The 18487-nt window shown below is 75.3% G+C and carries 11 protein-coding genes; 1 reads left to right on the forward strand and 10 read right to left on the reverse strand.

From position 1 onward, the window contains the following. Positions 1–7566 carry an amino acid adenylation domain-containing protein gene (locus AB0O91_RS11335; protein ID WP_363430327.1) on the forward strand — a complete coding sequence of 2522 codons (7566 nt, stop codon included), beginning with the start codon at positions 1–3 and terminating at the stop codon, positions 7564–7566. Positions 7567–7643: 77 nt separating this feature from the next. Here the strand turns inward: AB0O91_RS11335 and AB0O91_RS11340 are convergent, their stop codons facing one another. The 10 genes from AB0O91_RS11340 to AB0O91_RS11385 form a co-directional block, all read right to left on the reverse strand. Continuing rightward, positions 7644–8402 (reverse strand): AfsR/SARP family transcriptional regulator, encoded by a 759-nt coding sequence (locus AB0O91_RS11340; protein WP_363430329.1) that lies wholly within the window; start codon positions 8400–8402, stop codon positions 7644–7646. A gap of 135 nt (positions 8403–8537) precedes the next feature. Beyond that, entirely contained in the window at positions 8538–8828 is a 291-nt protein-coding gene (locus AB0O91_RS11345) for a helix-turn-helix transcriptional regulator (RefSeq protein WP_363430331.1), read from the reverse strand. Between the two features lie 259 nt (positions 8829–9087). After that, entirely contained in the window at positions 9088–11322 is a 2235-nt protein-coding gene (locus tag AB0O91_RS11350) for an MMPL family transporter (RefSeq protein WP_363430333.1), read from the reverse strand. 120 nt (positions 11323–11442) lie between these two features. Next, positions 11443–12234 (reverse strand): 4'-phosphopantetheinyl transferase superfamily protein, encoded by a 792-nt coding sequence (locus AB0O91_RS11355; protein ID WP_363430335.1) that lies wholly within the window; start codon positions 12232–12234, stop codon positions 11443–11445. A gap of 86 nt (positions 12235–12320) precedes the next feature. Next, a complete protein-coding gene (locus tag AB0O91_RS11360; RefSeq protein WP_363430337.1) occupies positions 12321–13481 on the reverse strand; it encodes an acyl-CoA dehydrogenase family protein in 1161 nt (386 codons plus the stop codon). Beyond that, positions 13478–14323 carry a hypothetical protein gene (locus AB0O91_RS11365; protein ID WP_363430339.1) on the reverse strand — a complete coding sequence of 282 codons (846 nt, stop codon included), beginning with the start codon at positions 14321–14323 and terminating at the stop codon, positions 13478–13480. Before AB0O91_RS11365 ends, AB0O91_RS11360 begins: the two co-directional genes overlap by 4 nt. Continuing rightward, positions 14320–15288, reverse strand: coding sequence for a hypothetical protein (locus AB0O91_RS11370; protein ID WP_363430341.1), 969 nt, complete (start codon positions 15286–15288; stop codon positions 14320–14322). Before AB0O91_RS11370 ends, AB0O91_RS11365 begins: the two co-directional genes overlap by 4 nt. Positions 15289–15290: 2 nt before the next feature. Continuing rightward, positions 15291–15554 carry a phosphopantetheine-binding protein gene (locus tag AB0O91_RS11375; protein WP_363430343.1) on the reverse strand — a complete coding sequence of 88 codons (264 nt, stop codon included), beginning with the start codon at positions 15552–15554 and terminating at the stop codon, positions 15291–15293. A 145-nt stretch (positions 15555–15699) separates the two neighbouring features. Then, entirely contained in the window at positions 15700–16983 is a 1284-nt protein-coding gene (locus AB0O91_RS11380) for a type III PLP-dependent enzyme (RefSeq protein WP_363430345.1), read from the reverse strand. Positions 16984–16985: 2 nt separating this feature from the next. Beyond that, positions 16986–18467 carry a hypothetical protein gene (locus AB0O91_RS11385; protein ID WP_363430347.1) on the reverse strand — a complete coding sequence of 494 codons (1482 nt, stop codon included), beginning with the start codon at positions 18465–18467 and terminating at the stop codon, positions 16986–16988. Between the last annotated feature and the right edge of the window lie 20 nt (positions 18468–18487).

The raw sequence follows: 18487 nt of genomic DNA on the forward strand, positions 1-18487 counted from the left end.
TTGAATCGGCCGTCCGCCATCAGTGAAGTCCTTCCGCTCTCGCCGCTGCAACAGGGACTGCTCTTTCTCTCGGAGTACGACCGCGCGGGGACGGACGTCTACACCATTCAGCTGGTGCTCGACTTCGAGGAGCTGACCGATGCCGGGGCGGGCGCCCTGCGCGGCGCGGCGGAGGCGCTGCTGGAGCGGCACCCGAACCTCAAGGCCTGCTTCCGGCACCGCAGGAACGGTGAGGCGATCCAGGTGCTGCCCACCTCGGTCGCGCTGCCCTGGCGGGAGGTCGAGGTGGCGGCCGCCGGGCCCGACGCGGACGCCGGGTTCGAGCGGCTGGCCGAGGAGGACCGGCTGCGCCGCTTCGACCTGGCCCGCCCGCCGTTGCACCGGCTGACGCTGGCCCGTGCCGGGGACGGGCGGTGCCGGCTGGTGTGGACGGTCCACCACATCCTGGTGGACGGCTGGTCGATGGTCACGCTGCTCGGTGAACTCGCCGAACTGGCGGCCGGATCGACGCCCGGCCCGACGTCCGCTCCGGCGGCCGGTTCGACGGCTGCGTCGGCGGTCGAGCCGTCGCCCGGGGCACCCGTCGCCCGCTACCAGGCCCACCTCGCCTGGCTCGGCGCCCAGGACCGGGCGGCGGCCCGTACGGCCTGGACCGCGGCACTGGCCGGGGTGACCGAGCCGACCCGACTGGTGTCGGCGGGCCGCGCCCCGGCGCCGGACACCGCCGCCCACACCGCCGACCAGGCCGCCGCCGGTCACGACGGCACGGCCCAGGAAGGCACCCGAGCCGTCCCGGACGGGCTGCCCCGGTCCGTCCCGCTGGACCTCGCCCCCGCCGTGTCGGAGGCGCTGACCGGCTTCGCCCGGGCCCGCGGCCTGACCGTCAACGCGGTGGTGCAGGGCTGCTGGGCCCTGCTGCTGTCCCGGCTGACCGGCCAGTCCACCGTGCTGTTCGGCGCGGTGAGTTCCGGCCGCCCGGCCGGGCTCGCCGACGTCGAGCGGATGGTCGGGCTGTTCGCCAACACCCTGCCGGTCCGGGTGGACGTCGATCCGGCGCTGACCCCGGCCGAGTTGTTCGCCGCCGTCCAGCGCGGTCAGACCGCGCTGCTGCCGCACGAGCACCTGACCCTGGCCGAGGTGCAGCAGCTCACCGCCGTGCGCGGCGAACTCTTCGACACCGCACTGATGTTCCAGAACTACCCGATGGGCAGTCTGCGGCTCGACCCCGGTGAGGGGCCGAAGGTGACCGGGGTCGACATCCGCTCGGCCACCCACTTCCCGGTCACCCTGACGGTCTTCCCCGGCAGTCCGTTCGGCCTCGCCGTCAACCACCTGCCCGCACTGGTCGACGCCGCCGGGGCCGAGCTGATCGGTCGGCGCTTCGCCCGGCTGCTGGCCGCCGCCGTGGCCGCGCCCGACCTGCCCTGCGGGCGGCTGGACGTGCTGGACGGAGCCGAGCGGGCCCGGATCGTCGAGGGCCGCAACGCCACCGCGACCGAGCCGCCCGGCCCCTGGCTGGCCCCGCTGCTGGCCGCCCAGGCCGCCCGGACCCCGGATGCGCCGGCCGTGCGGTGTGCCGGGCAGCAGCTGAGTTACCGCGAACTGGACGGGCAGGCCGAGGAGTTGGCCGCACGGCTGGTCGCCGCCGGGGCCGGGCCCGAGCGGGTGGTGGCGATCGCCCTGGACCGCTCGACGGACCTCGTGGTGGCCGCCCTGGCCGTGCTCAAGTCCGGCGCGGGCTATCTGCCGCTGGACCCGGACCACCCGCTGGAGCGGCTGCACCACATGCTCCTCGACGCCAGCCCGGTGGTCACCCTCACCCACCGCCGGGTGCGCGAACTGCTGCCGGCGGGTGGTGAGGTCTGGGTCCTGGACGAACCGGACGGGCTCCCCCCGGCCCTCGGGCTCCCGCTCGCGCCCGGCCCCGGCCCCGGCCGGGCGCGGGAGCCGCGCCGTGAGCCGTCGCCGGACCACCCCGCGTACGTCATCTACACCTCGGGCTCCACCGGCCGCCCCAAGGGCGTCGTGGTGCCGCACGGCGCCCTGGTCAACCTGGTCCGGGACATGGCCGCCCGCTTCGCCGTCACCCCGGCCGACCGGCTGCTCGCCGTCACCACCTTCGGCTTCGACATCGCCAACCTGGAACTGTTCGTCCCGCTCGTCACCGGCGCCGAACTGCTGCTCGCCGACCGGGAGACCGTCCGCGACCCGGCCGCCCTGGCCGCGGCGGTCACCGGCCTGGGCGCCACCGTCCTCCAGGCCACCCCGAGCCTGTGGCAGTCGCTCGTCGCCGACCACGCCCCCCGGCTGGCGGGCCTGCGTGCCCTGGTCGGCGGCGAGGCGCTGCCCGAGCCGCTGGCCCGCACCCTCACCGCGCACTGCGCCTCGGTGACCAACGTCTACGGGCCCACCGAGACCACCGTCTGGTCCACCGCGGCCGACCTGTCGGCGGACCTGTCGGCCGGCCCGGCGGCGGCCCGCCCCGGCCCGCCGCCGATCGGCACCCCGATCGCCAACACCCGGGCGTACGTGCTGGACGGCGCGCTGCGGCCGGTCCCGGACGGCACCTTCGGGGAGCTGTACCTGGCCGGTGCGGGCCTGGCCCGGGGGTACCTGGGCCGTCCCGGCCTGACCGCCGAGCGCTTCACCGCCGACCCGTACGGCCCGCCCGGCACCCGGATGTACCGCACCGGGGACGTCGTCCGCTGGGACCCGGCCGGCCGGGTGCTGGAGTACGCCGGGCGCAGCGACTTCCAGGTGAAGATCCGCGGCCACCGGATCGAGCTGGGCGAGATCGAGTCGGTGCTGGCCGCGCAGCCCGGCGTCCGACGGGCCGTCGTCACGGCCCGCGCCGACCGGGCGGGGGACGCCCGGCTGATCGCCTACGTCGTCCCGGCGGCGGTCGACCTGGACGGCCTGCGGGAGCGGGCGGCCGCGCTGCTGCCCGCGCACATGCTGCCGGCCGGTTACGTCCGGTTGGACGAGCTGCCGCTGACCCCCAACGGCAAGGTCGACCGCAAGGCCCTGCCCGACCCGTCGGAGGAGCGGTCGGGCGGTGGGCGGCCGCCGGCGGGGGAGCGGGAGGAACTGCTCTGCGCGGCCTTCGCCGAGGCCCTCGGGCTGGAACGGGTCGGTGCGGACGACGACTTCTTCGCGCTCGGCGGGCACTCGCTGTCCGCGACCAGGGTGGTCAACCGGCTGCGGTCCGCGCTCGGCCGGGACGTCCCGGTGCGGGCGCTGTTCGACGCCCGGACGGTCGAGGCGCTGGCCCGCGCACTGGAGCCCGCGGCGGCCGGAACCACGGACGGAACCGCGACCGGAACCGCAGCCGCAGCCGCAGCCGCGACCGGAGTCGGAACCGCGACCGGAACGGCTGCCGCCACGGCCCGCGCCCGGCCGGTGCTGGGCGCCGCCGAGCGGCCCGCCACCGTGCCGCTGTCGCACGCCCAGGAGCGGCTCTGGTTCCTGGACCGGATGGACGGCCCCGGCGGGACGTACCACATCCCGCTGGCCGTCCGGCTGACCGGGCCGCTGGACCGGGCCGCGCTGGCCGCCGCCGTCGGCGACGTGCTGGCCCGGCACGAGAGCCTGCGCACCGTCTTCGCGGAGGCGGACGGCCTGCCCTCGCAGCTGGTGCTGACCGTCCCCGAGGCCGAACTGGCCGGTGCCCGGCTGGAGTCGGTGGAGCTGCCGGCGGCGGAGCTGACCGCCGCGCTGGCCGCCGAGGCCGCCCGGCCGTTCCGGCTGTCCGCCGACGTCCCGCTGCGGGCCCGGCTGTTCGTGCTCGGCGCGGAGGACCACGCGCTCGCGCTGACCGTGCACCACATCGCCGCCGACGGCTGGTCGCTCGGCCCGCTGGTCCGCGACCTCGCCGCCGCCTACCGGGCCCGGGCCGAGGGCCGCGGGCCCGACTGGCCACCGCTGCCGGTGCAGTACGCCGACCACGCGCTGTGGCAGCGCGCCCTGCTCGGCGCCAAGGACGACCCGGACAGCCTGGCGGCCGCCGAACTCGCCCACTGGCGGAAGGAGTTGGCGGGCATCCCGGAGGAGCTGGAGCTGCCCGCGGACTTCCCGCGCCCGGCCCGGGCCGGTCACCGCGGCGCTGAGGTCGGCCTCGAACTGCCCGCCGACGCGCACGCCCGGCTCGCCGAACTGGCCCGGGCCGACGGCGCGAGCCTGTTCATGGCCGTCCAGGCCGCCCTGGCCGCCCTGCTCACCCGGCTCGGCGCGGGCACCGACATCCCGCTCGGCAGCCCGGTCGCCGGACGCTCCGAGGAGGGCGTCCGCGAGCTGGTCGGCTTCTTCGTCAACACCCTGGTGCTGCGCACCGACACCTCCGGCGACCCGTCCTTCCGCGAGCTGCTCGGACGGGTCCGGGAGACCGACCTGACCGCCTACGCCCACGCCGAACTGCCCTTCGAGCACCTGGTCGAGGAGCTCAACCCGGCGCGCTCGATGGGCCGCCAGCCGCTGTTCCAGGTGGTGCTGGCCTTCGAGACCGCCCCCGAGCCGCTGCCGTCGATGCCCGGTCTGACCGCCGAGGTACTGCCGGTCGCCACCACCACGGCCAAGTTCGACCTGTCCTTCCAGGTCCGCGAGCGCACCGCGCCGAACGGGCCCCCCGGCGCCGACCGCGGCCCCGGCGGCTCCGACCGCTCCGACCGCGGCTCGGGCGGCGCCCCCGCCCCGGCCGGGCTGGACATCCTGCTGGAGTACCGCGAGGACCTCTTCACCGCCGCCACCGCCGTCCGGCTGGCCCGCTCGCTGGCCACCCTGCTCGACTCCGCCGCCCGCACCCCGGACGCCCCGCTCAGCACCCTGGCGCTGCTCACCACCGAGGAGCGGCGGGTCCTGCTGGAGGAGTGGAGCGGCCCGGCCGCCCCGGCCGTCGGTGCCCGCACCCTGCCCGCCCTGCTGGAGCGGGCCGCCGCCACCGCGCCGGGGCACCCGGCGCTGGTCGCCCCCGACGCCGTCCCGGCCGGACCGGACACCCTGCGGCTGGACCACCGGGAGCTGCACGCCCGGGCCAACCGGCTCGCCCACCTGCTGCTGGCCCGCCGGATCGGCCCCGGGGCGGTGGTGGCGCTCGCCCTGCCGCGCTCCCCGCAGCTGGTGGTCGCCCTGCTGGCGGTGCTCAAGACCGGCGCCGCCTACCTGCCGGTCGACCCGCGCTACCCGGCCGAGCGGATCGCCCACATGCTCGGCGACGCGGCGCCCGCCCTGGTGCTGACCGTGGACGGGGTCGCGCTGCCCCCGACGGGCGCCGACCCGCTCCGGCTGGACGCCCCCGGGACGGCGGCCGAACTGGCCGGGCAGCCGGACACCGACCCGACCGATGCCGACCGCACCCGCCCGCTGACCCCGCAGGACACCGCCTACGTCATCTACACCTCGGGCTCCACCGGCCGTCCCAAGGGCGTCGCGGTGCCGCACGCCGGGGCGGTCAACCTGGCCTCCGACCTGGGCGGACTGCTCGGGCCGGGCCGCCGGGTGCTCCAGTTCGCCTCGTTCAGCTTCGACGCCACGGTGTGGGAGCTGGCCGCCTCGCTGTGCGGCGGCGGCACCCTGGTGTTCGCCACCGAGGAGAGCCGGCTCGCCGGGGACCAGCTGGCCGCGCTGCTGGCCGAGCACGGGGTCGACCACGCGATCCTGCCGCCCCCCGTCGCGGCCGGTCTGCCGGACGACGCGCCGCTGCCGGCCGGCCTGCTGCTCGCGGTCGGCGGCGAGGCCTGCCCGCCCGGCCTGGTCGACCGGCTCGCCGGGCGGATCGACCTGCGCAACGCCTACGGGCCGACCGAGGCCTCGGTCTGCGCCACCTGGAGCGACCGGCTGCACCCCGGCCCGGGCCCGCAGCGGGCCGACGTTCACACCGCGCCGTCGGATCCGCCGCCCGCCGCCCGACCGCCGATCGGCCGCCCGATCGGCGGCCACCGGGCGTACGTGCTGGATGCCGCGCTGGCCCCGGTGCCGGTCGGTGTCACCGGGGAGCTGTACCTGGCCGGTGCGGGCCTGGCCCGGGGGTACCTGGGTCGTCCCGGCCTGACCGCCGAGCGCTTCACCGCCGACCCGTACGGCCCGCCCGGCACCCGGATGTACCGCACCGGGGACCTGGTCCGCTGGCGGGCCGACGGCACCCTGGACCACCTCGGCCGGGCGGACCACCAGGTCAAGCTGCGCGGCTTCCGGATCGAGCTCGGCGAGATCGAGGCGGCGCTGGCCCGGCACCCGGTGGTGGTCCAGAGCGCGGTGCGGGTCCGCCCGACGCCGGCCGGGGTCCCGCAGCTGGTCGGTTACGTGGTGCCGCTGCCCGGGGTGGCGGCCGTGGACGGGCCGGTGCTGCGCGCCTTCCTCGGCGAGTCGCTGCCGGCGCACATGGTGCCGGCCGCCCTGGTGACGCTGCCCGCGCTGCCGCTGACCGCCAACGGCAAGCTGGACGTCGGCGCGCTGCCGGAGCCGGGGACCGTCCTCCCGGGCGCTCCGGAGCGTGGGTCCCGGCCGCCGGGCACCCCCGCCGAGGAGGTGCTCGCGGCCGTCTTCGGCGAGCTCCTCGGCCTCGAAGGGGTCGGTGCGGACGGGGACTTCTTCGCGCTCGGCGGTGACAGCCTGCGCTCGGTGCAGGTCGTCGTCCGGGCCGCGAAGGCCGGGCTGACCCTCTCGCTGGCCGATGTGTTCACCCACAAGACGGTGGCGGCACTGGCCGCCGTCGCCCGCCCCGCCGTCGCCCCGCCGGGCCCTGTCCGGCCGAGCCCCGTCCCGCCGGGGCCCGTCCCGGCGGCGATGCTGGAACCGGTGCTGCCGATCCGGCCCGGTGGCGGCGCCGAGCCGTTGTTCTGCGTGCACGGCGGGGTCGGCTTCGGGCTGCCGTACGCCGAGCTGGCGCCGCACCTGGACCGGGACCGGCCGGTCTACGCGCTCCAGTCCGAGGGCATCGCGGCTCCGGCCGGGCAGTGGCGCAAGCCGGTCGGGGTAAGGGAGTTGGCGGCCGACTACCTGGCCCGGATCCGGCAGGTGCAGCCGCACGGCCCGTACCACCTGCTGGGCTGGTCCTTCGGCGGACTGGTCGCGCACGAGCTCGCCGTCCAACTGCGGGCGGCGGGCGAGCCGGTGGCCTTCCTGGCGGCGCTGGACGTCCACCCGGTGCGCCCGGAGGACCCGAACCCGACCGACGAGCAGATCCGGTCCGCCTTCCTGGCCCACCACGCGGCCGGGACGGGCATCGACCCGGCCGAACTGGACCGGCTGATGGCGGTGATGCGCCACCACACGGACATCGCCCGGGAGTTCACCCCCGGTCGGTTCGACGGCCCGCTGCTGCTGTTCGTCGCGGACGAGGCCGGGCGGAGTACCGAGGCCGGGAGGCGCACCGAGGCCGGGCAGGGCGCCGGGGCCGATCGGGGCACCGGGGCCGGGCGGAGCGCCGAGGAGGCCGTCGCACGCTGGCGGCCGCACCTCGACGGCCCGGTCACGGTGCACCGGGTGCCCTGCGGCCACGAGGAGATGCTGAACAAGGAGGCGGCCGGGCGGATCGGCGCGATCACCGATGCCGTCCTGCGCCGCCTCCGTTGACGGTCCGGCGGTCCTGCCGTCGGGGTCCCGTCCGCTGGTCGGTCCGACGCCCGGGGTGAGCTGCCCTCACCCCGGGGTCACAGCGACGGGTCCTGCATCAGGATCGCCTGGTACAGGTGGTGGAGCCGGCGGCTCGGCTTGAGCCCCAGCTCCTCGTCCAGCCATCTGCGGGTGCGGTGGAAGATGTCCACCGCCTCCGACTGACGGCCGCAGCGGTACAGTGCGATCATCAACTGCTCGCTGAACCGCTCCCGTTCGGGGTACTGGGCGAGCAGCTGTTTGAGTTCGGCGACCACCGTGCCGGCCTCGCCGGCCTGGAGCTGCGCGGCGATCAGGTCCTCGCGGGCGGTCTTGCGCTGTTCGTCGAGCCGCAGCGCGACGGCCCGGCACCACGGCCCGTCGCTGGTGTCGAGCAGGGCCGGTCCGCGCCACATCGCCAGCGCCGACCGGAGGGTGTCCATCGCTTCGTACGGCCGGTGTTCGACCAGCCCCGCGCCCTTCTCCGCCGTCCGCAGGAAGCGGTACGCGTCGACCGCCCCCTCCGGGACGGTCAGCATGTAGCCGTTGTCGACGGTTCTGATGAGTTCCTGGTCCGGGCCCTCCAGGCCGAGCTCGGCCAGGGATCTGCGCATGCGTTTGACGTTGGCCTGGAGGGCGTTGCGCGCGTTCTTCAGTGGCGCCTCGCCCCACAGTTCGTCGATCAGTTCGTCGAAGGCGACCACCTGACCGGCGTTCAGAGCGAGCATGGTGAGCATGACGCGGTTCTTCTTGGCCCGTAAACCGACGGTGCGTCGCCCGTCGCCGATCAGTAGCGGGCCCAGTATGGAGATGTGCACCAAATTCCCCGTCCCTAGCGATGAACTCCAGCCACAAGCTTTTCCGTTGAGCCCTCGGGGTGCCACCACCGGCAGCGGTCGACTTGTTTGAAGGGGACTGAAAAAGGGGAAAAGCCCGGGTATCATTCGCGCCGGTCAAGTATCGGACACCGGTGGCTCGTCCGGCCATGTACCTTCGTACATGAGTTGGTGGACTTGGGCCACCAGGCCTGCCTGGAGCCGGGACTCCACCCCCAACTTCGCCAGGATACTGGCCACGTGGGCCTTCACGGTGCGCTCGGTGACGTGCAGCCGGTCGGCGATCCCGCGGTTGGAGTGGCCGGCGCCGATCAGCGCGAACACCTGCCGCTCCCGGCCGGAGAGCGTGCCCACCCGGGCCAGTTCGTCGCGCCATCGCGTCGAGGCGAGGCCGCTGTCACCGTGCATGCCCCACCACATCCGCCCCCGCCTCCGTGGCGCGTCCGGTCGCCGTTGCGCCCACCCCGGGAGGCTGCCCGCGCATCGACGAACGCGTTTGCGATTCTACAACTCAGGTAACAAACCACCGCGGGCCGGGCGCCGTCAAACCCCTTGTCATGACCGGCCGTTGGCCCCGTGTACGGACGAAGCGGCCGGGGCGGGCGGCGGCCCGGCCCCGACCGTCCGGCCGGTTGTCACCATTGTTGCGGGAGGGCGTGACAGGACGTCAGGGGCGGTGCGGCAGCGTCGTTCGGGCCGCCGCCGAGGCCGTCGCGGCGACGACGATCGAGGGCAGCCGCGGAGTCCGGGTGACCGACTGGCGGGCCAGTCGGGAGGGCCACCAGGTCTTCCAGCCGAGCAGGGTGATCATCGCCGGCAGCACCACGATCCGGATCACCGTCGCGTCCAGCAGCACGGCACAGGCCATCCCCACGCCCAACTGCTTCATCTCGATGAAGTTCAGCGAGGCCAGCAGGGCGAACACGCAGACCATCACCACCGCGGCGCTGGTGACCACCCCGGCGGTACGGGTGAGGCCCTGCTCGACCGCCTCGCGCAGCGACAGCCCGCCGCGGGCCGCCTCCCGGATCCGGCTGACCACGAAGACGTGGTAGTCCATCGAGAGCCCCAGCAGGATCACGAACAGCATCAGCGGCAGCCAGGCCACCACCCGCCCGGTGGACTCGAAGTGCAGCAGCTCCTCGGCCCAGGTGTGCTGGAAGATCAGCGCGAGCACCCCGAAGGAGGCCGCGGTGGACAGCAGGTTGAGCGCCACGGTGATCAGCGCGAGCACGATCGAGCGGAAGGCCAGCGCCATCACCAGGAAGGTCAGCGCCAGCGCGACCCCGAGCACCCAGGGCATCTTGTCCATCACGTTCGCCCGGTAGTCCACGTCGTAGGCCACGTCGCTGCCGCCGACCGCGAACTGGGCACCCGGGACCGCCCCGAGGGTCCGCGGGGCGAGGTCCTCGCGCAGCCGGGCCAGTGAGGCGCGGGCCTGCGCCGAGCCGCTGTCGAACTGGGTGCCGATCGCCACCGTGGCCACCGTGCCGTCCGCCGAGGTCCGCACCACCGGCGCCGGGTCGTGGACGAAGAGCTCGTCGGCCAGCGCGTCCCGGACCAACGCGTGGACGGCCGCGCCGAGTTCGGCGGAGCGGCCGGGCGGGACCCGCACCGCCACGGTGTGGGTGTCGGACTGGCTCGGGAAGGAGTGGGTCAGCCGCTCGTACGACTGCATCGCCGGGATCGACCGGGGCAGGTCGTCGATCCCGGTGGCCTTCAGCTTGAGGCCCAGCGCGGGCAGCGCGAGCACCAGCAGCGCCCCGACCGAGGCGACCAGCGCGATCACCGGGTGGCGCAGCGAGGGCTTGAGCATGGTCGACCAGAGCCGGGGCTTGACCCCGCCCTTCTGGGTGAGCCGCCACACCAGCGGCACCCGGGGGGCGTCCAGGTAGCGGCCGAAGCGGGACAGCATGGCCGGCAGTACGGTCAGCGAGGAGATGATGGCGATCGAGACCACGATCACCGCGCCGGTGGCCATCGACTCGAAGGCGACGTGCCCGCCGAGGTAGAGCGCGCCCATCGAGACCAGCACCACCACGCCGGAGACCAGCACCGAGTGCCCGGAGGTGGCGGCCGCGATCTCGATCGCGTCGATGTTGTCGGCCCCCAACGCCCGTTCCTCGCGCTGGCGTTTGAGGTAGAACAGCGAGTAGTCGACGCCGATCGCCATGCCCATCAGCACGATGAACTGGGTCACCGGCCCGGGATCGGGCACCACCTGGGAGGCGGCCCCCCACAGCCCGAGCCCGGCGAGCACCGAGGACAGCCCGAGCACCACCGGCACGCTGGCGGCGACGATCGCGCCGAAGACGAAGACCATCACCAGCAGGGTGACCGGCAGGCTGAGCACGGTCGCCTTGCCGAGGTCCCTGCTCAGCATCTCGTTCAGCCCGGCCTTGATCGAGCCGGCGCCGACCAGCTCCATCCGGACGTCCTCGTGCCCGGGCCGGGCGGCCTCGACGCTGTCGAGCAGCGGCTGCACCCGGTCGGCGGCGGTCTCCGGGTCCCCGGCGAGGGTGACCGGGACGAGCACGGCGGACCCGTCCGGGGCGGACTGCGGCTGGCCGATCGAGGCGATGCCCGGGAGCCCGCGCAGCCCCCGGGTGGCGTCGTCCAGGGCCGACTGGGCCCGGGCCGGGTCGAGCCGCCCGCCGCCCCAGGAGCTGACCAGGAGGTTCTCCACGGCCCGCTCCTGGAGGCCGCCGGCCCGGGCGATCGAGGCGGCCCGGCCGGACTGGCCGATGGAGAGGTCGGAGTTGGTCGCCTGCCGGGTGCCGGTGAGGCCACCGACCACCAGCGCACCGACCACGAACGCCACCCAGAGCGCGATCGCCCACCAGGGGTGGACCGCGCTCCACCGAGCCGCCCTGGTGATCACGTTCCTGCCTTCCACGATCACGTTCCCCTCCTCCTCGGTGCGATCGCCGGCGGTGCGGCGTGCGTTCCCACCGAAGAAATCTAGTGACGATCCGACCCGTGATCACGGGTACAACTACGCCGGTTCGAGGGGGAGTTTCTTCTACTTGACACCTGTGCTCGGCGCTCCGTCGGCGGTCCGCGCGTCCCGCCCGCCCCGTGTGCTCCCCGCGGTCCGCCCGATCCGTCCGGTCGCCCCCGGCCGGGCGGGCCACCCGGTCGGTTCCGGCCAGGCGGGCCAGGACACGGCGAAGGCGCCGTCGCCCAGCAGCGCGACGGCGCCCGCGTACGGTTCCGGCTCGCCCGGCAGCGGCAGGTCGGCGACCCTCCAGGGGCCGGCCGGTCCGTCCGGGAGCGGGCCGTCCGGGAGCGGGCCGACCGGGACGGTGCCCTCCGGGACCGCCCCGGTCGGGGGTGGGGCGTGCACGGTGGCCTGGGCGGCGGTGTGGGCGACCGGCAGTGCCAGGCCCTCGGTCAGCCGCCCGCCCGAGGCCTTCACGCAGGCCTCCTTCCGGGTCCACAGCCGGGCGAACGCCGGACGGCCGCCCCGGGCCACCAACTCCCGCTCCGGGCAAGGGAAGAAGCGCCGGGACAGCCGGTCGACGTCCCGCCCGGAGCGGACCAGCTCGACGTCCACGCCGACCGGTCGCGGGGCCACCGCGAGCAGCGCCAGCTCCCCGGAGTGGGACAGGCTGAAGTGCAGTCCGGATGCGTCCACGACGGCCGGCTTGCCCCAGCGGCCGCGGCGGAAGCGCAGCTGCTCCGGCGGGCGGCCGAGCCGTGCGCCGAGCAGGATCCGGGTGCCGGCGTGCGCCAGCACGAAGCGGCGCCGCAGCCCGGGCCGCAGGGCGCTGCGGGCCCGGGCCCGCTCGTCCGGGTCGAGCAGCGCCTCCAACCGTGCGAGGTCCGGCGCCGTCCCGTCGGGCGCCCGCGCGCCGGACAGCGGGATGCGCCAGACCTCGACGGCCTGTTCCGTCCTGTTCAGAGCGGGTCCACCTTTCCGGTGTGCAGCCCCTGGAAGAGGTTGAGCTTCTGGATGTTCCGGGCCCCCTCCATGAACTCCACGCCCCGGGCGTCCCGGGCGAGTTTGTCCAGCAGGGGGTGGTCCAGCCGGGCGCCGGGGCCGAAGAAGCCGGCCGCGTGCAGGGTGACGTCCTCGGCGACCTGGCAGGCCCGCGCCTTCGCCGCCGAGGCGAGGTACCCGTCGGTGGGCCGGCGGTCCACCGCGAGCGCCGCGCGGTAGGTCAGCTGCCGGGCCGCGTCGATCCGTCGGCCCAGTTCCTCGTACCGGTCCCGCTCCGCGCCGCGGAGTTCCTTGCGGTTCTCGCCGACGTAGTCGTGCGCGGACCGGGCGATGCCGAGGGCGATCGCGGCGACGCTCGGCCGCAGCCGGTTGAAGACCGAGACGATGCCCCACATCCCGCGCCGGGTCGGCGGCAGGTGGGTGCCCAGTACCCGGTCGGCCGGGACGTGCACCCGGTCGAAGGTGACCCGGCACAGCTGCACCCCGCGCAGGCCCAGGGTGGGCAGCGGTTCGGCCCGGTAGCCGGCGTCCGCGGCGTCCACCAGGACGGCCAGCACGCCCAGCCGCTCGGTGCCGGCGACCCGGGCGAAGACCACGCCCAGGTCCGCCCGGGCCGCGTTGCCGACGTAGCGCTTCTCGCCGTCGAGCAGGTACGAGCCGTCGCCCAGCGGGGTCAGGGCGGTGGTCATCTCGCCGATCGCGGAGCCGCGGTCCGGCTCGGTGAGGGCGAAGGAGGTCCAGCGCGGGCGTTCGGCGAGGCGGCCGTACACCCAGTCCCGCTGGGCGGGGCTGCCGAGGACGCCCAGCAGCACCCCGGTCATCGAGGGGCCGGGGGAGCCGAGCATCATCCCGGCGTCACCGCGGGCCAACTCCTCGCTCAGCACGGCCCGTTCCAGGGTGGCCAGGCCGTGCGCGGGGCCGCTGCCGGGCTCGGAGCCCGCGCGCTCCCAGCCCGGGGGCGTGAGGTGGCCGGCCAGGAAGCGGACGGCGGGCAGGTCCAGGTAGCGGTGGACGGCCTCCGGGTCGCGGTCCAGTTCGAGTGCGCCGGCCCGCAGCTCGTCGGCCCACTCGCGGACGTGGCGGTGCACGCTCCGGAGCGGGCCGGGCAGGGCGCTCACCCGTCGATCCCGGTGGCTCTGCGGTCGGTCGCGTGGTCGGGGCCGCGGTCGCTGCCGTGGTCGGCGCCCTGGTGGGTGGCGTGGCCGGTCCGGTGCTCGATCCCGTGCTCGATCCCGTGGAGGGCGTGGTGCCGGTCGCCGTCGACGTGGCCTCCGCCGTCGGGCGTGCAGGGCTCCGCGGCGCCGGGCCAGCCGCAGTGGACGTCGGCGAGCAGTTCGGAGGCGTGGGCGTCCCGGCCGGGCCCCTCGGCGGTGAAGCCGTGGGCGCCGAGCAGCCGCAGCAGGGCGCGGTCCACCTCGGTGATCTGCGCCTGGAGCCGGGTGAGGGCCCGGGCGTCCAGCGGATGGCAGGAGAGGAACGGGTCGTCCGGCCGGTCCGGGCCGGCCAGTTCGTCGAGCACGCCCGCGATCTCCAACTGCTCGATCAGGGCGTCCGCGAGAGCCCCCTTGACCATTTGCTGCAACAGCAGCGAGGTGCCCTCGACCGTACGGGCGGCGAGGTAGGCGACGCAGGCGGCGCGCAGCCGCTCGGAGTGTCCGAGCCGCAGCCAGGCCAGTCCGGTGCCCCACAGCTGCGGGTCGGGGGCGGGCCGGGGCCGGGGGCCGGGCTCGGGCGGCAGGACGGCGAGACCCGGGAGCGGGTCGGGTGTGTCGGGTTCGGCCAAGTCGCGGTACTCCTCCAGGAGTTCGCGCGGCACCACGGCGTGTCCGCGCGGGCCGCGCGGCGGTGCGCCGGGCGAGAGCGCGCGGGACAGCAGGGTCAGGGCGGGCACGAGGCCGTCGTTGCGTGCGCTCGCCCTCGCCTCCCGCCAGTGCTCCCGCACCTCGGCCGGAACGGTCATCTCGGTCTCAACTCCCCCGTGTGGAGCGTGCAGTAGGCCAGGGCCCCGCGGTCCCGGTCGTAGTCGGCGACCACCACCGGCCGGTCCCCGCCGCCGGGGCCGGTGGCCCCGGTGCCGGTGGCGGTGCCGGTGCCGGTCGCGCCGTGGTCGTCGGCGGTCGTGTCGTCGTGGTCGGCGGTCGCGCCGAGCGGGGCCGCGGTCGCGTCGAGCAGTGCGGTCCAGCTCCCGGTGGCCGGCCGACCGGCCGGCCCCTCGGTCAACGGGCCGTGGTGCACCGGAAGTTCAGTGCAGTCGGCGAGCCCGGCGCCGGCCGCCAGGGCGGCGTCCACGGGCCACTGTGCGAACAGCCCCGGCGCGGGCCGTCCCTGGCCCTGGCCGCCCAGCGGCCGGTCGCCGCCGTCCCAGCGCAGCAGCAGTGCGACCGCCGCGTCACCGCTCAGGTCGGCCGGGGACGGCCCGGCGGGCAGCGGGAACGGCTGGGTGCCCTGGTCCACGGCCAGCAGCAGCAGCCGCGACCAGCCGCACCGCCGGGCGTACTCCACCGCCACCCGCAGCGCGCTGAACGGCGTCAGCCGGCCCTGGTCGGACACCGCGAAGGCGAGCGGCCCGCCCGGCAGCCGTCGTCGCAGGCAGGAGGCGACCAGCGCGGTGTGCTCGAAGTCCGGCGCGGCGTAGGCGACCACGGCCAGTTCGGGGGCCTCGTGGGCCTCCAGCGGCCCCAGCGCGTCCAGCGCGCCGTACGCCAGCTCGACCGAGGTGCGCCGCCCGGCGGCGCCGAACTGGGCGCGGTCGAAGGACGCCCGGTACGGCGCTCCGAGCTCGTCGTAGTACTCCTCCCGCGCGTCGCCCGGGCGGTACGGCGCACCGCTGCCCGGCGGGGCGTACCCGGCCGCCCGGACCAGCAGGGGCAGGGCCGCCGGTCCGGCCGGGTGCGGGCGCCGGACCGCCGCGGTCGCGCGGAACATGCTCAGGCGCCCGCTTCCGCGGCGACGAAGCCGGCCAGCGAGCCCACCGTCTCGAAGTGGGTCATGTCCAGCTCGTCGGCGTCGAACTGGACGTCGAGGATCTCCTCGATGGTGATCAGCAGTTCGAGCGCGCTGCTGGAGTCCAGGCCCAGTTCGTCGAACAGCCGGACGTTCTCGTCGGCGCCGGAGACGTCCTTGTTGAGGACCTCGGTCAGGCCCTTGCGGACGGCCTCGACGAACCGGGGGTCGGTCGCGGTCTCGCTCATGGGGTGCTCCTCACTGGGGGTCGGATGTGGTGCCGGGGTGTGCCGGAGGCGGCCCGGGTGGGCCGGGTGGGCTGGAAGTGGTGCCGGGGCGGGCCGGAGTCGATGCCCGGGTGGGGCCCGAGGTGGTGCCCGGGTGGGCCGGGGGTCAGTCGTCCTGCCCGACGGGTCGGTACAGCCGCTGACCGGCCAGCAGCGCGTCCGCGTCGTCGCGTTCGCGGACCAGGTGCGCCCGCCCGTCCAGGACGAGCACCTCGGCCGGGTAGCCGTGGCTCAGGAAGTGCACCGGCGAGGCGGTCGGCCCGTACGCGCCGGAGCGCTGCACGCCGATCAGCTCGCCGGCCCGCAGCGGCGGCATCGGGACCTTCTTGCCGATCACGTCGTTGGGCGTGCACAGCGGCCCGGTGATGTGCCAGGGCTCGGTGGCCGGCTCGTCCAGCCGTTCCAGCGCGGCCATCGGGAAGTTGCGCTTGACGTACGAGCCGATGCCGACCGCCGCCATGTGGTGGTTGGTGCCGCCGTCGGTGACCGCGAAGTTCTCGCCCATCGAGGTCTTGGTGTAGCGCACCCGGGTGACGTAGGTGCCGGCGGCGGCGACCAGGAAGCGGCCCAGCTCCATGATCAGCCGGGTGCCGGGGTGGCGCGCGGCGAAGTCCTCGACCAGCGGGTTGAGCCCGGAGGTCAGCACACCGAGGTCGAGGTCCTTCTCGTTGTCGAAGTAGGCGATGCCCAGGCCGCCACCGACGTCCACCGTCTCCAGCGGGAAGTCCAGCTCCGCGGCCAGTCGCTCGGCCAGGTCGAGGATCCGCCGGGTGTTCTCCACCACCGACTCCTCGGACAGGATCCGGGTGCCCAGGTAGACTTGGACGCCCATCAGCCGCACGTGCGGGTGGCGGGCGGCCAGGCCCCGGCCCTCGGCCAGCAGCAGCTCCTCGTCGGTGCCGAACTGGCGCGGTTTGCCGCCCATGGTCAGCCCCGAACCCTTCACCTGGAAGCTCGGGTTGACCCGCAGCGCGACCCGCGCGGTGGTGCCGCGCTCGGCCGCGACCGCGTCGATCAGGGCCAGCTCCTCGACCGACTCGCAGACGATCGCGTGAACGTCCTGGTCCAGGCAGGCCACCAGCTCCTCGCGGCTCTTGCCCGGGCCGAGGAAGATGACGTCCTCCGGGCGCACCCCGGCCCGCCGGGCCGTGACCAGCTCGGTCAGCGAGGACACCTCGGCGCGGGCGCCGCAGCTGTGCAGCAGGGCGCAGACCGAGATGTTGGGGTTGGCCTTCAGCGAGTAGAAGATCTCCATCGCGGGGTGCAGTGCCGCGCGCAGGCCCCGGAAGCGGGTGGTGATCTCCTCGCCGTCGTACAGGTACAGCGGGGTGCCGAACTCCTCGGCCAGTTCGGTGATCCGCAGGCCCTGCACCTCGAATGCGATGCTCACGCTCAGCTCCGTTCCGGGAAGGCCGCGAGGCGGCGGGTGATGTCGGTGTCGAGCTCCGCGAGCTCCGCGTCGGAGGCGCCGACCAGCACGCCGTAGAGCCGGCCCTCGAAGCCCTCCGGGCCCTCCGCAGCCGTTCCGCGCGCGGTGGCGGTGGCGGTGGCGGTGGCGGTCGCGGGGGTGGTGGGGGCGACGCCGGTGGTGCTCCACGGGGCGGCGGCGTTCACGGTGGCGTAGTTGTTGACGAACAGGCCGCGCGGCCGCACGCCCCGACCGGCCAGCAGCAGCCCGTCCAGTCGCTCGGCGAGCGCAGCGAAGGGCAGCGGGCGGGTCAGCCGCAGCGGGTAGTGACGGGCCACGGCGACCTCGTCGGGCCCGGCCAGACCGCCCTCGTGCACCACGTTCTGGTACGTGGACATGTTGTTGCGGGCGTTGATCTCGATCACCGGGTACAGGCCCTCGTCCGGGTCGACCATCGCGTCCACCCCGACCACGCCGTAGTAGCCGTCGGCCGCGAGCCGCTCTCCGAGCCGCAGCGCGGTCCCGGCGATCTCCTCGACCTGCCGCTCGGAGAGCCGGGCCGGGATGCGGTGGCCCTTGTGCACACCGCCCTCGGTGAGCAGCTCCTTGACGAAGTCGAAGTGCACCGAGCCGTCCCGGCCCACCGTGAACTGGTAGTTGAGGTCGCAGCGCTTGGCGACCCACTCCTCGAGCACCAGCGCGGTGCGCGGTTCTCCGGCCCCGCCCTGGGCGGCCTTCTCGGCCTGCTGGACGGCCATCCGGTGCAGCCGGCCCAGCCGGGCCGCCGAGTCCAGCACCACGATGCCCTTGCCGGACACCCCGAAGGCGTCCTTGAGCACCACCTTGCGCCCGGCGTCGAGCAGTTCACCGGCCGCGGCGACCGCTCCGGCCAGCTCCTCCAGGGTCTCGCAGGCCCAGCCGCGGGCCTGGCGGATGCCCAACTCGTCGGAGAGGCGGCGGCTGTACACCTTGCTGTTGACCCGCTTGCAGACGGCGGCGGCCGGGGCGGCCAGCGGGAGCCCGGTGCGGGCGGCGAGCTGCTCCTCGACCACGGAGATGCCGTGGGCGCTCAGTCGGGCACCCTCGGCGGCGAGGCCGGCCAGGGCGGTGAGCAGGGCCGGGTCGGCGAGGGCGTCCTCGCTGACGGTGCGCTGCGGGTCCTGGCCGGCCACCACGTGCACGGTCGGCAGGGCGAGGCCGAGGCCCTCCAGGTAGTCGCGGTAGCCCTGGTCCGGCGCGGTCTTCAGCACGACGTGGTCGCCCTTGCCACCGAGGAGCAGGGTGAACTCGTCCATCCGGTTGACCACCGCGCTGCCGGCGTGCGAGGCGACCCGGGGCAGGGCGGGCTCGCCCTGCGCCCAGTGGTTCTCCACCTCGAAGTTGCCGAGGAACACCAGCGGGGTGTCAGCGGATCCGGTCACCGCGCGCTTGAGCCGCGCGCTGAAGCCGGCGGAGGGAAGGTGCATGTCGACCTCGTCCATTTCTC

It is taken from the genome of Kitasatospora sp. NPDC089797, assembly GCF_040684795.1.
Classification (GTDB): Bacteria; Actinomycetota; Actinomycetes; order Streptomycetales; family Streptomycetaceae; genus Kitasatospora.

Bases quoted from the DNA above. Each gene is read 5' to 3' on its own strand.
- AB0O91_RS11345 (WP_363430331.1), bottom strand. From the start codon at position 8,828: ATGCACGGTGACAGCGGCCTCGCCTCGACGCGATGGCGCGACGAACTG.
- AB0O91_RS11365 (WP_363430339.1), bottom strand. From the start codon at position 14,323: ATGACCGTTCCGGCCGAGGTGCGGGAGCACTGGCGGGAGGCGAGGGCG.
- AB0O91_RS11370 (WP_363430341.1), bottom strand. From the start codon at position 15,288: ATGTTCCGCGCGACCGCGGCGGTCCGGCGCCCGCACCCGGCCGGACCG.
- AB0O91_RS11375 (WP_363430343.1), bottom strand. From the start codon at position 15,554: ATGAGCGAGACCGCGACCGACCCCCGGTTCGTCGAGGCCGTCCGCAAG.
- AB0O91_RS11385 (WP_363430347.1), bottom strand. From the start codon at position 18,467: ATGCACCTTCCCTCCGCCGGCTTCAGCGCGCGGCTCAAGCGCGCGGTG.